Annotated in this window: 17 protein-coding genes and 1 tRNA gene; 15 read left to right on the top strand and 3 right to left on the bottom strand. The window is 69.6% G+C overall.

Features of this window, described 5'->3' with window-relative positions:
- Positions 1-7: 7 nt before the first annotated feature.
- From L3V18_RS06290 to L3V18_RS06275, 4 genes are all read left to right on the top strand, one after another.
- Entirely contained in the window at positions 8-919 is a 912-nt protein-coding gene (locus tag L3V18_RS06290) for an arginine deiminase-related protein (RefSeq protein ID WP_237053835.1), read from the top strand.
- A gap of 256 nt (positions 920-1,175) precedes the next feature.
- Positions 1,176-1,562, top strand: a complete 387-nt coding sequence (locus L3V18_RS06285; RefSeq protein ID WP_237053834.1) for a PepSY domain-containing protein — start codon at positions 1,176-1,178, stop codon at positions 1,560-1,562.
- A gap of 79 nt (positions 1,563-1,641) precedes the next feature.
- Positions 1,642-2,325, top strand: a complete 684-nt coding sequence (locus tag L3V18_RS06280) for a response regulator transcription factor (RefSeq protein ID WP_237053833.1) — start codon at positions 1,642-1,644, stop codon at positions 2,323-2,325.
- Between the two features lie 616 nt (positions 2,326-2,941).
- The gene (locus L3V18_RS06275) at positions 2,942-4,312 is read left to right on the top strand and encodes an ATP-binding protein (RefSeq protein ID WP_237054217.1); all 1,371 of its coding nucleotides are present in this window, start codon (positions 2,942-2,944) and stop codon (positions 4,310-4,312) included.
- 251 nt (positions 4,313-4,563) lie between these two features.
- Here the strand turns inward: L3V18_RS06275 and L3V18_RS06270 are convergent, their stop codons facing one another.
- Together L3V18_RS06270 and L3V18_RS06265 are read right to left on the bottom strand one after the other, a co-directional pair.
- Positions 4,564-5,307 carry a M90 family metallopeptidase gene (locus tag L3V18_RS06270; protein WP_237054216.1) on the bottom strand — a complete coding sequence of 248 codons (744 nt, stop codon included), beginning with the start codon at positions 5,305-5,307 and terminating at the stop codon, positions 4,564-4,566.
- Positions 5,308-5,390: 83 nt separating this feature from the next.
- Positions 5,391-5,810, bottom strand: a complete 420-nt coding sequence (locus tag L3V18_RS06265; protein WP_237053832.1) for a hypothetical protein — start codon at positions 5,808-5,810, stop codon at positions 5,391-5,393.
- A gap of 80 nt (positions 5,811-5,890) precedes the next feature.
- On the opposite strand from L3V18_RS06265, the gene birA reads away from it, so the two are divergent.
- From birA to L3V18_RS06225, 8 genes are all read left to right on the top strand, one after another.
- Positions 5,891-6,916, top strand: coding sequence for a bifunctional biotin--[acetyl-CoA-carboxylase] ligase/biotin operon repressor BirA (gene birA / locus L3V18_RS06260; protein ID WP_237053831.1), 1,026 nt, complete (start codon positions 5,891-5,893; stop codon positions 6,914-6,916).
- On the top strand, positions 6,913-7,650 hold the full coding sequence (locus tag L3V18_RS06255) for a type III pantothenate kinase (RefSeq protein WP_237053830.1): 738 nt from the start codon (positions 6,913-6,915) through the stop codon (positions 7,648-7,650). The genes birA and L3V18_RS06255 overlap by 4 nt, the downstream gene beginning before the upstream one ends.
- On the top strand, positions 7,644-8,312 hold the full coding sequence (locus tag L3V18_RS06250; RefSeq protein ID WP_237053829.1) for a hypothetical protein: 669 nt from the start codon (positions 7,644-7,646) through the stop codon (positions 8,310-8,312). Before L3V18_RS06255 ends, L3V18_RS06250 begins: the two co-directional genes overlap by 7 nt.
- A gap of 36 nt (positions 8,313-8,348) precedes the next feature.
- Positions 8,349-8,424: transfer RNA gene (locus tag L3V18_RS06245), tRNA-Thr, on the top strand.
- Positions 8,425-8,466: 42 nt separating this feature from the next.
- Positions 8,467-9,390 (top strand): arginase, encoded by a 924-nt coding sequence (gene rocF / locus L3V18_RS06240; RefSeq protein WP_237053828.1) that lies wholly within the window; start codon positions 8,467-8,469, stop codon positions 9,388-9,390.
- 180 nt (positions 9,391-9,570) lie between these two features.
- Positions 9,571-9,723, top strand: coding sequence for an entericidin A/B family lipoprotein (locus tag L3V18_RS06235; protein WP_237053827.1), 153 nt, complete (start codon positions 9,571-9,573; stop codon positions 9,721-9,723).
- On the top strand, positions 9,717-9,872 hold the full coding sequence (locus tag L3V18_RS06230; protein ID WP_237053826.1) for a hypothetical protein: 156 nt from the start codon (positions 9,717-9,719) through the stop codon (positions 9,870-9,872). Before L3V18_RS06235 ends, L3V18_RS06230 begins: the two co-directional genes overlap by 7 nt.
- Positions 9,873-10,001: 129 nt before the next feature.
- Positions 10,002-10,202: a CsbD family protein gene (locus L3V18_RS06225; protein ID WP_237053825.1), complete on the top strand. Its 201-nt coding sequence runs from the start codon at positions 10,002-10,004 to the stop codon at positions 10,200-10,202.
- A gap of 135 nt (positions 10,203-10,337) precedes the next feature.
- Here the strand turns inward: L3V18_RS06225 and L3V18_RS06220 are convergent, their stop codons facing one another.
- Positions 10,338-11,210 carry a hypothetical protein gene (locus L3V18_RS06220; protein ID WP_237053824.1) on the bottom strand — a complete coding sequence of 291 codons (873 nt, stop codon included), beginning with the start codon at positions 11,208-11,210 and terminating at the stop codon, positions 10,338-10,340.
- Between the two features lie 116 nt (positions 11,211-11,326).
- On the opposite strand from L3V18_RS06220, the gene L3V18_RS06215 reads away from it, so the two are divergent.
- From L3V18_RS06215 to L3V18_RS06205, 3 genes are all read left to right on the top strand, one after another.
- On the top strand, positions 11,327-12,685 hold the full coding sequence (locus tag L3V18_RS06215) for a tryptophan--tRNA ligase (RefSeq protein ID WP_237053823.1): 1,359 nt from the start codon (positions 11,327-11,329) through the stop codon (positions 12,683-12,685).
- A gap of 32 nt (positions 12,686-12,717) precedes the next feature.
- Complete coding sequence (locus L3V18_RS06210) at positions 12,718-13,029, top strand: hypothetical protein (RefSeq protein ID WP_237053822.1); 312 nt, start codon at positions 12,718-12,720, stop codon at positions 13,027-13,029.
- Positions 13,030-13,142: 113 nt separating this feature from the next.
- Positions 13,143-14,084 carry an MBL fold metallo-hydrolase gene (locus L3V18_RS06205; protein ID WP_237053821.1) on the top strand — a complete coding sequence of 314 codons (942 nt, stop codon included), beginning with the start codon at positions 13,143-13,145 and terminating at the stop codon, positions 14,082-14,084.
- Positions 14,085-14,194: the final 110 nt, after the last annotated feature.

The following is a 14,194-nucleotide window of genomic DNA, read 5'->3' as shown; positions in this document are numbered from 1 at the left end:
GCCCTGCATGATCACGCGCGACCTGTCCGCGTTCGTCGATGCCGCGCGCGGCTGCGCGGCCGACTTCGGGTCGGCGACCGCGCGGGCGGCGTTCCTGGTCGCGCCCGATGGATTCGCCCACGCCGCCGACTCGGCGCGCGACAACCGTTACATGGCCGATGCCGGGAGCTATGACGCCAATCGTGCGCTGGCCCAGCATCGAGGCTTGCACCGTGCGCTGTCGGCGTGCCTGCCCACGGTCTGCTTCGCCGGCGATCCTGCCATGCCCGATGCGGTGTTCCCGAACAATGTGTTCGCGACCGCGCCGGGGCGCTGCCTGGTCGCGCGGATGCGCCACCCGGTCCGCCAGCGAGAGGCCGGCCGTGCCGACATCCGCGGCTTTTTCACCGACGTGCTCGGCTACGCGCTGCACGATCTTTCGGTGCAGCCGCACCCGTGCGAACTGACCGGTTCGATGGTGATCGACCGTGCCCGCGGCCTCGGTTTCTGTGGGCTTTCGGAACGTTGCGACGAGGCCGGTGCGCGGCTGATGCACGATGCCTTCGGGCTGCGCGCGACCCTTGTCTTCGACCTCGCCCCCGGCGAGTATCACACCAATGTCGTGCTCGCGGTGCTGGCCGGCCGCGCGGCCCTGGTCTGCGCGGACGGCTTCGCCGATCCTGCGGTCGTCGAGGCGATTGCCGGCCTGTATGCGCCGCATGCGCTCAGGCTGTCCGCCGGTGCGCGCGCCGCCTACGCCGGCAATGCGATCGCGCTGGGCGATGGATTGGTCTGGATGAGCGTTGGCGCGGGGCACGCGCTGGGCGAGGAGAGCCGGCAGGCGCTGCGGGCGGCCGGTTTCGGGCTGGCGACGGTCGAGCTCGACGCGATCGAGGCGGCCGGCGGCTCGCTGCGCTGCTGCGTTGGCGAGATTTTCTGAGCCGGCTCAGTGGCTTGCCCGTCACGGTCGGCGGGCAAGCCATGCTTGCGTCGCGCGCCCGTGCGTGGCTGAATGGGGCCCGGTCGACGCCGGAAAAGTTCAGATCGGATTCACCGCCTTGTTCAGAGAATGCCCCTGCAACGCCATTCCGATGGCCTCTGCGCAACTGCGTCCGCGCCGGTCCCCTTCAACCAGGGACGGCGCGTCCCGCAACGTGATGCTCCCAGACGATACGTTCCGCAACGGCCGGAGGCCCATGCCCAGATCGCTCACCCGCTCGACTGCCCTGATCCTGCTCGCCGCATCCGCGGCGGTGTGCGGTGAGGTGGTGGCACAGCAGGGCGGGCGCGGCCCGGCAGCGCCGAGCCCGCGCGAGCCTCGCCACGTCGAACCGGCTCGGCACTCGCGTGGTGCCGACCATCGCGCGCTCAGCGATGCGGTGCGCCGGGTCGAACGGCGTACCGGCGGGCAGGTCCTCAGCGCCGAGCGCGTGCCCTTCGACGGCCGCGACGTCAGCCGCATCAAGGTGGTCGATTCCAGTGGCCGGGTCCGCGTCTACATGGACGACCCGCATTCCTCGCGCGCACCGCGTCCGATGCCCGAACGGCTCGACGCGCGCCGTACACGCGACGACGACGACTGAAGCTCCAAGGTGTATGCATCGCCCAGGCCGCCTGCGGCCCAGGGCCTTCCCTCCACGGAGTTCCCCGAACGGAGTTCCCATGCGAATCCTGCTTGTAGAAGACGAAGCCCCGCTGCGCGAAACCCTTGCCGCCCGCCTCAAGCGCGACGGTTACGCGGTCGACGCCGCCCAGGACGGAGAGGAGGGCCTGTACATGGGCCGTGAAGTGCCGTTCGACCTGGGAATCATCGACCTCGGCCTGCCGAAGATGTCCGGCATGGAACTGATCAAGGCGCTGCGCGACGAGGGCAAGAAGTTCCCGATCCTGATCCTGACGGCGCGTTCGAGCTGGCAGGACAAGGTCGAAGGCCTGAAGCAGGGTGCCGACGATTACCTGGTCAAGCCGTTTCACGTCGAAGAGCTGCTGGCGCGCATCAACGCGCTGGTGCGCCGCGCCGCCGGCTGGAGCAAGCCGACCCTGGAATGCGGGCCGGTCACGCTGGACCTGGCCGCCCAGACCGTCAGTGTCGAAGGCCAGAACGTCGATCTGACCAGCTACGAATACAAGGTGCTCGAATACCTGATGATGCATGCCGGCGAGCTGGTCTCGAAAGCCGACCTGACCGAGCACATCTACCAGCAGGATTTCGACCGCGATTCCAACGTGCTGGAGGTCTTTATCGGCCGCCTGCGCAAGAAGCTGGATCCGGAAGGCGCACTGAAGCCGATCGAGACCGTGCGCGGCCGCGGCTACCGCTTCGCGATTCCGCGCAGCGGGGAGTGACCGGCCGCCAGTCTCTTCTTTCATGGATGGGCGTCGAGGGGCGCGGATGGGGCAACCGGCCTCGTTCGCGCCCTTTTGTTTCCGTCCGCCTTGCGGCTTTCCCTCACATGCGCCCTGATGCACGTCCGGCCGTCGTGCCGCTAACCTGTCGCCATATGCCAAGCCGGCCGTCTTTCCAACCCAGTGGCTGTCAGTCGCGCAAGCCCTATCCGGGATCCGCATGGCGGAGCCCGGGCAGCTCACGTTCCTGTGGAGCAGTCGGTTTTCGCGACGCATCGATGCTCTTCTTCCGGCCATCCGGAGCTGCTCGCGGTGGAGCCCCCCTGGTAGGGGGGCGCCCCGAAGGGGCGGGGGTCGGAGGTGCGCAGCGTCATCCGGGATCCGCATGGCGGAGCCCGGGCAGCTCACGTTCCCGCGGAGCAGTCGGTTTTCGCGACGCGTCGATGCTCTTCTTCCGGCCATCCGGAGTTGCTCGCGGTGGAGCCCCCCTGGTAGGGGGGCGCCCCGAAGGGGCGGGGGTCGGAGGTGCGCAGCGTCATCCGGGATCCGCATGGCGGAGCCCGGGCAGCTCACGTTCCTGTGGAGCAGGAACGTGAGCTGGGGACAACCCCGTTCGCTGCAGGCCCGGCAGTTGCTCGCGGCCAGCCTGGGCCTGCTGGCGTTCCTGGCGCTGGCCGGCTACGCACTGGACCGCGCCTTCCTGGATACCGCCGAGAGCAACCTCTACCAGCGTCTGAAGAGCTATGCGCTGGCCTACACCGGCAAGGGCGAATTCGCCCGCAACGGCGAGTTCATCCCGCCATACGACGCGGTCGACCCGCGCTTCGACATGCCCGGCAGCGGCCTCTACGCCGAGGTGGTGCTCGACGGCTCGCACTGGGATTCGGCATCGGCGGTCGGTCCGGAGCTGCCGCCGGGAGCGATGCTGAGGGCCGGCGAGGAACGCTTCGACCGCAAACTGCCGGTCACCGAGCTGGATGGCAGCATCGGCGAGGTCTACCGATACGGCTACGGCGTGATCCACGAGACCGGCGTGGAGGGCGAGGGCATCCCGTACACGATCTACATCCTCGAGAACACGACCCAGCTGCGTCGCCAGGTCGCGGTGTTCCGCGAGGCGCTGTGGCGCTACCTCGGCGGCGCGGGGCTGATCTTGTTGCTGCTGCAGGGATTGATCCTGCGCTGGAGCCTGCGCCCGCTCAAGCGCGTGGTCGACGAACTCAAGCGCGTGCAGCGTGGCCTGCTTTCGCGGATGAGCGGCCGTCATCCGCGCGAGCTGGAGCCGTTGACGGAGAGCATCAACGCCTTCATCGAGAGCGAGCGCGAGAACCTGGAGCGGCAGCGCAACACCATGGCCGACCTCGCCCACAGCCTGAAGACGCCGCTGGCGGTGCTGCGCGCACGCAGTGCCGAGCACGTGCCGGCGGACGAGCTGCGAGAGGAGGTCGATCTTCAGGTCCGGCGGATGAGCGACCTGGTCTCCTACCAGCTCGGCCGCGCTGCGCGATCGGGACACATGCTGTTCGCCGCACCGGTCGAGATCGAGCCCTACGCGGACCAGATCGTCCGCAGCCTGGAGAAGATCTACGCGGCCAAGGGCGTGCTTTGCGAGTTCGAGCTCGATCCGGGCATCGCCTTCCACGGCGAACCGGGCGATCTGCAGGAGGTGCTCGGCAACCTGCTGGAGAACGCGTTCAAGTGGGCGAAGTCGCGGGTGCTGCTGACGGTGAAGGCAGGCGAGGCCGCAGCCAACCGCCGCCCCGGGCTGTTGCTCGCGGTCGACGACGACGGCCCCGGCATTCCGGAGGACAAGATCGAGCGGGTGCTGCAGCGCGGCGTGCGCGGCGACGAGCGCGTACAGGGGCACGGCATCGGTCTGGCGACGGTGCAGGATGTGGTGCGCAGCTATCGCGGCACCCTCGACGTGCTGCGCTCGGAGGAACTGGGCGGCGCACGTTTCGAAGTCAGGCTGCCGCCGGGACTGTAGCGCGGGGACGGGGCCGCAGGAACGGCGTGAGCCGCGATTCCCGGGCGCCCGGGAATCCCCAAAGTCTGCTGCGCAAACCTTGGCTCCCGCCGCTGCGCTCCCATGCCTCCATTCGGGCCAATGGCACGAATCGTCGCCTGACTCAGGGGGCCGGGCCGTATGCCTTCATGTCTTAGAGCGGCCTGGGCCGCGATGGTTTCATTGGAAGGCCCTCGCGGCTTACGCGCTCCCATGGGTCGGGCGCGTATCCGCTACGTTTCGAACGGCGAGACGCCGTAGAGCCGCCGCAGGTGATCGGCGACCGCCGGCATCTTGGCACGCAGCAGTTGCGGGTCGCTGAAGTGGTACTCGGTGGCGACAGCGAAGAACTCCTCCGGCGATTCGGCCGCGTAGGCATCGATCGCGGTGTCGTGGCCGGCATCGACGGCATCGGCGAAGGCGTCGTACGCGGCCTGGAAGTCACGCGCCCATTCGCGTTGCCATGGCCGGGGCAGCGGCGGTGTACCGTCGAGCACGCCATCGAGCGCGTCGAGTTTGTGCGCCATCTCGTGGGCGGCAACGCAGTAGCCGGCCCGCGGATCGTCGCAGTCGGCGCTCAGGTCGGCCCACGACAGGATCAGCGGACCCTGTTCCCAGGCCTCGCCGATCAGCTCGTCCTGCCATTCGTGCAGCACGCCGGCGGCATCGACATGGCTGCGGTTCACCCGGAACGCGTCCGGATAGACGATCACCTGGCTCCAGCCGTGCAGGCCCTCGGCGCCGAACTCCAGCAGAGGAAGGCAGCACAGTGCGGCGATCCGGCAGCGCTCCGCCTCGCCGAGCGTCAGCCCGCCGACCGGAGTGATCGTCTTCTCGTGCAGGAAGCGCGCGCTCAGCATCGCCAGCGCGCCTGCGCGCGCGTCGTCGAGCCGCTGCAGCCACGGCACGCCCTCGCGGGTGGCGTTCCAGACGGGATCGGGGATCGGAGGAGGCGGGCGGCGTAGCCGCTTGAACAGACCGAACAAGCGCAATGCGGTGCGTATCGGGGAGAGTCAGTCGACCGCCGGGCGGCGGCCGGGACACGGTGCGATCCGGAAGATCAGCGCACCATGCCGGGCAGGAAGCTGTGCCAGCGGCGCGATGGCATCCGCCCGCTGGGCGGCGCATCGCCGTGCACCGAAGGCTTGATCTTGGTCTCGCGTTCGGGGTTCGCGGTGCGGCTGGCCTTGGGCGCGGGAGTCGTCTTCGCCTGCGCCGGTGCCGGCGATTCCGTGCAGCCACCCCCGTCCGGGCTGCTCATCTTGGTCTCGCGCGCAAGCCCCGGCGCGGTGATCGCGACGGCGAGGGCGGTGATCGTAAGGCAGAGGCGAATCCGTAGCATGGGGGTGTCCTTGCCGCGCGCCGGGCGGGCCCCGGCAATTTCCGAATATAGCCCGTTTTCGTGCACGGTGTTGGGGCGATTCGTGTTGCGTCGCAGCAACTCCGGCTCGCGCATAATGCCGCCGATGAACCGCGCCACGACTGCTCCGGCGGCCTCGATGCCCGTCCCTGAACACGATGACCGCCCGTCGGCAGGCGTCTGCAATGGGCTGCCGGTTCATGGATGAGCGGGCGCTGCTGCGGGCATTGATGGACGGTCCGGTCTCCGGCGATGCGCTGGCGCGCCGCTTCGGGCAGACCCGCGCGGCGGTCTGGAAGCGGGTCCGCGCACTGCGCGACGCCGGCGTGCCGATCCAGGCCCGGCCGGGCCGCGGCTATGCGCTGGCGACGTCGCTGGATCTGCTCGACGCCGAGTCGATCCGCACCGCGTTGCCGCCTGCATTGCAGTTGGAACTGCAGGCGCTGGAGGTGGCATGGAGCATCGATTCGACCAACAGCGAGCTGCTGCGTCGCGCTCCGGCCAAGCTGGAGCCGGGGCGGGTCGAAGTACTGCTGGCGGAGCGCCAGACCGGCGGTCGCGGCCGCCGCGGGCGGGTATGGGTCTCGCCGTTGGCGGCGCACCTGTACCTGTCGCTGGCGCGCCGTTTCGAGGGCGGGCTGGCCAGGCTGGGCGGGCTGAGCCTGGTCGCCGGCATCGCGACGGTGGAGGCGCTGCATGCGCTGGGCGTGGGCCAGGCGCGGCTCAAGTGGCCGAACGACATCGTCGTCGAGAGCGGGCCGGAGCTGCGCAAGCTCGGCGGCCTGCTGGTCGAGGGCGGCGGCGAGCACGCCGGTCCCGCGCACGCGGTGATCGGCCTGGGCCTGAACGTGCGCATGCCGGAGAGCGACGCCGCGGCCGCGATCGACCAGCCCTGGTGCGATCTGGCCGGGCTGTCGGGCGGAACGGCCTGCGACCGCAACCGGCTCGCCGCGACGCTGCTGGCGCACTGGCTGCCGGCACTCGCCATGTTCGATGCCGAGGGGCTGGCGCCCTTCCTGGAGCGCTATGCCGCGCTCGACGTGCTGCGGGGACGGCAGGTGACCCTGCATGCCGAGAGCGGCGTCCGCGCGGCGCGGGTGACTGGATTGGCCGGCGACGGTGCGTTGCAGGTGCGGTTGGCGTCCGGCGGGACCTGCAGCGTGCACTCCGGCGAAGTCAGCGTGCGTCGCGACGTCCCGGCGCCGTCCACGGAGGACTCGGCTTGAACCGCTGGCTGTTCGATCTTGGCAACACCCGCCTGAAGTGCGCGCCGCTGCGCGAGGACGGCAGCGTCGGCGAGGTCCTCGCGCTGCCGCACCGCATCGAGGATGCCGCCGCCGCGATGGATGCGGCGCTGCCACGGCGGTTCGACGTCGCCTACCTGGCCAGCGTCGCGTCGCCGGAGCTGACCACGACCGTGCTCGATGCGCTGACCCGGCGTTGCAGCCTGATCTCGCGCGCACGCACGCAGCCGCGCTTCGGGAGCATGACGATCGCCTACGCGCAGCCCGAAAAACTCGGCGTCGACCGTTTTCTCGCGCTCGTCGCCCTGCATGCACGCGGCGGTCCAGCGCTGAGCTGTGGCATCGGCACCGCATTGACGATCGACCTTCTCGCCGGCGACGGACATCACCTCGGCGGACGTATCGCACCTTCGCCGGCGCTGATGCGCGAAGCGCTGCATGCGCGCGCAGCGCAGCTGCCGGTCGAGGGCGGGCAGTACCGGGAGTTCGCGGCCGACACCGAGGATGCGCTGGCTTCGGGCTGCGATGGTGCGGCCGTGGCCTTGATCGGACGCAGCCTGGCCGAGGCTGCGCGGCTGCTCGGCGAGCCGCCGCCGCTGCATCTGCATGGAGGCGGTGGCGAGCGCCTGCTCGCGGCGCTGCCGGAGGCGCGGTGGTCGCCCGGCCTGGTGCTGGAGGGATTGGCGCGCTGGGCCCTAGAATCGTCGGCATGCTGATCCGAGCCCTGATCGTGTTCCTGGCCGTCCTCAACCTGGGCGTGGCGGCCTGGTGGACCTTCCGCGCTGATCCCATGCCGCCGACGCCGGAGCCGGTGCCGCTCGGGGTGGCGCGGCTGCAGCTGGTCAGCGAGCAGCCGCCCCCCGCGGTCGACGATCGCGAAGCCAGCGGCAACGATGTCGCCGCGCCGGAACCGGTCGAGGCTGTGCGCTGCTTCAGCTTCGGACCCTTCGACACCGATGCGGCAGCGCTGGCACGGACCGCGCTGGCGCCGATGGTCGTGCGGATCGTGCCGCGGCAGCAGGAGGAAGGCGAAACCCAGGCCTGGCGGGTCTACCTGCCGCCGTTTGCCGACGCCGACGACGTGCAGGCCGCGGCTCGCGCGCTGTCGGAGGCGGGCATCAGCGACATGTTCGTGGTCCGCAACGGGATCGAGGCCCATTCGATCGCGCTTGGCCGCTATGGCAGCGAAACGGCCGCGCAGCGCCGCGTCGCGGCGCTGGCGGAGAAGGGATTCAACGCCCGGCTGGCGCCGATCGGCAGCGGTCCGGCGCGGGTCTGGTTCGATGTCGATGCCGGCCCGGATTTCGATCCGGCGCGAGCCCAGACCGCGGCCGGCGCGTCCGGCCACGAGCAGATCGAGTGTCTTCCGACGCCCTGAGGCGATCGCCGCGCTTCAGTTAGAATGGCCTGCCGTGCCGGCTTAGCTCAGTTGGTAGAGCAACCGCCTTGTAAGCGGTAGGTCGTCAGTTCGAGTCTGACAGCCGGCACCACATGCATCGCAACACCATGCATCGCACAGGAGCCGCACCGGAATGAGTCGCCAGTACCCGCCCGTTTCCCTGATCGGAGCACCGACCGACATCGGCGCCGGCCACCAGGGCGCGCGGCTGGGACCGGAGGCGCTGCGCATCGCCGGGCTCGGCAAGGCGCTGGCCGCGCGCGGAGTCGACGTCGTCGATCGAGGCAATCTCGACGGTCCGCGCAATCCGTGGCTGCCGCCGGTCGACGGCTACCGGCACCTGGCCGAGGTCGCGACCTGGAACCGCGCGGTGATGGAGGCGGTCCGCGCCGAGCTGCGCGAGGGCCGGCTGCCGATCCTGCTCGGCGGCGACCATTGCCTCGGCCTGGGGTCGATCACCGCGGTCGCGCGTCATTGCCGCGAGACCGGCAAGCAGCTGCGCGTGCTCTGGCTCGATGCCCACGCCGACTTCAACACCAGCCAGGTCACACCTTCGGGCAACGTCCACGGCATGCCGGTGGCCTGCCTGTGCGGGATCGGCCCGCGCGAGCTGACCCATCTTGACGGAGAGGGGCCGGCGATCACGCCCGACGTGATCCGCCAGATCGGCATCCGCTCGGTCGACCAGGGCGAGAAGCGGCTGGTCAAGGAGCACGGCCTCGACATCTACGACATGCGCTACATCGACGAGGTCGGGATGAAGCGGGTGATGGAGGAGGCGCTGGAAGGCGTCGACGAGGACACCCACCTGCACGTGAGCTTCGACGTCGACTTCCTCGACCCGAGCATCGCCCCCGGCGTCGGCACCACCGTGCCGGGCGGCCCGAACTACCGCGAGGCGCAGCTGGTGATGGAGATGATCGCCGACACCGGGCGCATGGCCTCGCTCGACATCGTCGAGCTCAATCCGGTGCTCGACAAGCGCAACCGCACCGGCAGGCTGGCGGTGGACCTGGTCGAGAGCCTGTTCGGCAAGTCGACCCTGATGCGCGACTGAGTGCGCAGCTGAACGGCATGCCGGTCCGAGCTGACGCCGGGCTGAGCGCCGATGGACGGTTTCACGTCGCTTGCATGGTGCTTGTCGTGGGATAGCCGCACGGCATGTCCCGCATGCCCCGGGTCGCGGTCGATTCAGGAAATCGCGTGACCCGCCACCACACGACGGGAGGAATGCGAAATGAAGCGTCTGATCGTTCTGATGCTGCTGGCCGCCTTCGCGGCGGGCACCCTGAGCGCGTGCAACACGATGGCCGGCGCCGGCAGGGACGTGCAGGCCGCCGGCGAGAAGGTCGAGGAGAAGGCCGAGGACTGCAAGGACGGCAAGTGCTGATCGCCATTGGCGATTGGACCGTTGCCGCTCCGGGCGACGACGAGAAGGGCCGGGTGGACCGGCCCTTTTCACGTCTGCAGAACGGCACATGCGCGGCGGGCGCCCGCACGGTCGGGGAAGGCGTATTCATGAATCCGTGCGTGCGCTGAACTTCGCCGCGGATTCATGATGATCCGCTTCCGGATAACGCAATCCCGACGCTGCACGAATGAACGGAATGCAAGGCTCTTCGTGCGGCCGATCCAGCCGCTTCCCCACAGCTAGAGAGGAGCGTACAGATGAACAAGGACATCATTTCCGGCAAGTGGACCCAGCTCAAGGGTCGTGCCCAGGCCAGATGGGGCGATCTGACCGACGATGTGTTCGACGTCGCCGAAGGCAACTCCGAGTACCTGGCCGGCAAGCTGCAGGAACAGTACGGCTGGGAGCGCGAGCGCGCCGAACAGGAAGTGCGCGATTTCGAGAAATCCCTGCACTGAATCCGCTGCGCTGGAGCCAAGGGCGCCGTCGTAGGACAGCGTCCTGCCGTCTGCGACATGCATGGGCCGGACCACCGGCCATCCTACTGACGGGAGGCAGGCCGCGAGGCCGCCTCCCGTCGCTGCCAGCGGTCATCAGTAGCCGGGCGGGTCGGGAACGAAGCCGTCCGGGAAAGCGCGCGGCGCCGCGATGTCGTCGCGGTGGCGATGCCAGCGTGGGACGATGCCGCGCGCGGCCAGCCGCGCGCGGGTGTCGTAGCGGATTTCGCTGATCTGAGTCGGATGGGCGCTGGCGCGTACGAAGCGCGTCCGTGACGCCGGTGACCATTCGCGCGCGCCGTGACCGGTCCCCAACCGTTGCCGCCCGGCGTGGCCGAGGGCGCGGGTTTCCGCCGCGGACGGCGAGGCGGCCGCTTCGGCAGCCCGGTCGGAGGTCTGCCCGGAAGCCTGCGAAGCTTCGGATCTGGCGATTTCCGGCGTCTGCGGATACGGCCGCGCGCGCCAGGCTTCCTCGAACACGGCGATCCCGATCACGCCGACATTACGCGGGCGGCCGGTGCGGCTCGCATAGCTGTGGTGCGGGTCGGTGAACACGAACCGGGCGACGTCGTCCAGCGACTTGCGCCAACCGCCGATCTCGGTGCTCTGCCAGGGCTCGAGCACGTAGCCGGCCTGGGACGGATCCGCGGTCTCGCCGCTGACCGCGTTGACGCCGTCCACCGACAGCACCACCAGTACGCGCCGGTCGCTCGTATTGCTCAGCCGCACCGCGTAGCGATGGCCAGGCGTGCCGGCGACCCATTGCTCGCCATGGTGCCGGTGCACCGGCAGCCAGTCGCCGCTGTCGCGATCGACCAGCGTCATCTGCACCGGATGCGCGACACGGTGGGAGTGCGGCGGATGGTAGGGCCTGCCGGCGCTGGCGGAAGCGCTGGCCAGGAGGAAAGCCAGGGAGGCCAGCAGGGCTTGCGAGCCGGATCTGCGGGAAGGGTTCAAGCGGCGGTGCATGGCGCTTCTCCAGGGGATCTACCGTGTGCGAACGCCCCAGCGGCCCGGTCGGGGTTGGGCCGGGGATCGCGGCCTCCGGTAAACTGCGGTGTCGTTTAGCGGACATTCCGTTCTTCATGCAGCCAGACAGTCCCACCGCCCGGCGCACGCGCGTGCTGACCGGCATCACCACCTCCGGAACCCCGCATCTTGGCAACTACGTCGGCGCGATCCGTCCGGCCGTGGCCGCCAGCCGTGGAGAGGGCGTGGAGAGCTTCTACTTTCTCGCCGACTATCACGCGCTCATCAAGGTGCAGGAGCCGGCGCGCGTGCAGCGTTCGACGCTGGAAATCGCCGCGACCTGGCTGGCCTGCGGGCTCGATCCGGAAACGGTCTGGTTCTATCGTCAGAGCGACGTGCCCGAGGTGCAGGAACTGACCTGGCTGCTGACCTGCGTCGCCGGCAAGGGGCTGCTCAACCGCGCGCATGCATACAAGGCCGCGGTCGACAGGAACCGCGAGGCCGGCGAGGACGACGATGCCGGCATCACCGCGGGACTGTTCATGTACCCGGTGCTGATGGCGGCGGACATCCTGATCTTCAACGCCGACAAGGTGCCGGTCGGGCGCGACCAGATCCAGCACATCGAGATGGCGCGCGACTTCGGCCAGCGCTTCAATCATCTCTACGGCGATCCGGCGGGCAAGCAGTATTTCAGCCTGCCCGAGGCGGTGATCGAGGAGAACGTGGCGACATTGCCGGGCCTCGACGGCCGCAAGATGAGCAAGAGCTACGACAACACGATTCCGCTGTTCGTCCCGCGCGAGCAGTTGCGCAAGCTGATCTTCTCGATCGTCACCGACTCCAGTGCGCCGGGCGAGCCGAAGCAGACCGAGGGTTCGGCGCTGTTCCAGCTCTATCAGGCATTCGCCAGCAGGGAGGAAACCGGGGCGATGCGCCGGGCCTTTGCCGACGGGATCGGTTGGGGCGACGCCAAGCAGGCGCTGTTCGAGCGCGTCGACGTCGAGGTTGCGCCACTGCGCGAGAAGTACGAGGCGCTGATCGCCGATCCGGCGAAGATCGAACTGATCCTGCGCGAAGGTGCGGCACGGTTGCGCGAGACCTACGCGGCGCCGCTGCTGAAGCAGTTGCGCGAGGCGGTTGGGCTGCGCGACCTCTCGAAGGTGGAGACGGTCGCCGAGAAGGCGGTGGAGAAGGCTGCGCCCCCGGTGTTCAAGCAGTACCGCGCAGCCGACGGCCGCTTCTATTTCAAGCTGGTCCGCGGTGACCGGGTGCTGCTGCAGAGCGAGGGGCACGCTTCGCCGCGCGAAGCCGGCCAACTGGTCGCGAAGCTGAAGCAGACCACCGGCGCCGGGCTCCACTCCGTCGTCGAGAAGGGTGTGCACCTGGGCGAGCACCTGGTCGGTCACCTCGGCGAGGACGTGGCGGTCGAGGAACTGCTCGAGGCGCTCGGTCGCTTCGCCGAGGAAACCTGATCGCGGGCGGGGCACGGGAAGGCGCATCTGCGATGAGTCCGCTGGTCGAGCTGAACCTCGCGCTGATCCTGTTCCTGCCGTGGTTCCTGATCCTCGGCGCGCTGTTCTGGTGTTTCCCGCGGCAGCCGCGCACGCGCGCACGGCGGCTGTTCGACGCGGCCGCGCTGCTGGCGGCGCTGCTCGCGTTCCTGGCCGGCATCCATTGGGCGCATGCGGTCGCCGACCCGGGCTATGGCCCCATGTGGCGGCAGGTGCTGGCGACCGCAGTCGGCTACGCCATCTATCTCGCGACGATGGCGGCCGCATTCCTGCTGCGGCGGCGCTGGCTGCGCGGCGCCTCGTGATCGGGATGCATGGCGGCGGCGATCGCGTCGGCGACGACCGCGCGATCGTTGAATGTCCGCGCCTGCCGACCGCGTCTAGACTGATCCCTTCGTACCGCCCGCAGGAGGCCGGGATGACGCAGGCCCGCGCAACGCCGTCGCACGGCATCACCACGATCGATACCGGTTTCCAGCGGCCGCGTTTCGATGCCGCCTACCTGATCGTCGAGAATGGCCGTGGCGCCTTCGTCGACTGCGGCACCAACCACAGCGTGCCGGCGATGCTGCAGGCGTTGGCCGCCAACGGTCTCGACGTCGCCGATGTCGACTGGCTGGTGCTGACCCACGTGCACCTGGACCACGCCGGCGGCGCCGGCGCGCTGATGCGGGAGCTGCCGAACGCACGACTGCTGGTGCATCCGCGCGGGGCGCCGCACATGATCGACCCCTCGCGGCTGATCGCCGGTGCGACCGCGGTCTACGGCGAGGAGGAGATGACGCGCAGCTACGGGACGATCCTGCCGGTGCCCGAGGCGCGGGTGGTCGAGGCGCCGGACGGCTGCATGGTCGAGCTCGCGGGACGGCCGTTGCACTGCATCGATACTCCCGGCCATGCCCGGCACCATCTGTGCCTGTGGGACGCGCGCAGCCGCTGCTGGTTCACCGGCGACACATTCGGGCTGTCCTATCGGGAGTTCGACACTGCCGCGGGGGCGTTCGCGCTGCCGACCACGACGCCGGTGCAGTTCGAGCCCGAGGCGCTGAAGACATCGGTCCGGCGACTGCTGGAGGCCGCACCGGAGGCGATGTACGTGACCCACTTCGGCCGGGTCGAAGGGGTCGAGCGGCTGGCCGCGATGCTGCTGGAGCAGATCGATGCGATGACCGCCGCGGCCCTGCGCGCGGCCACCGCCGAAGACGTCCACGCCAGCCTGGTCGCCGAACTGAAGGCCCTGTACCGCGAGCGCCTGCGCGCCCATGGGGTGGGCCTGGACGCCGCCGCGATCGAGGCGGTCCTGGCAATGGACATCGAGCTCAACGCCCAGGGCCTGGAGGTTTGGCTGGCGCGGCGGTGATCGGAGTCGCAGCGGCGGAGCCTGAACGAAAAGGGAGCGGCCCGGGTCGCGCTCCGCAGTTGCGGGCGCCATCACGGGTTGATGGTGGGCTTCACGCTAACCTTTCGAAA

It is taken from the genome of Marilutibacter chinensis (genome assembly GCF_021725675.1).
Lineage (GTDB): Bacteria > Pseudomonadota > Gammaproteobacteria > Xanthomonadales > Xanthomonadaceae > Marilutibacter > Marilutibacter chinensis.
Note: the sequence above shows the minus strand (reverse complement) of the source record. Positions and strands in the feature narration are given on the sequence as shown.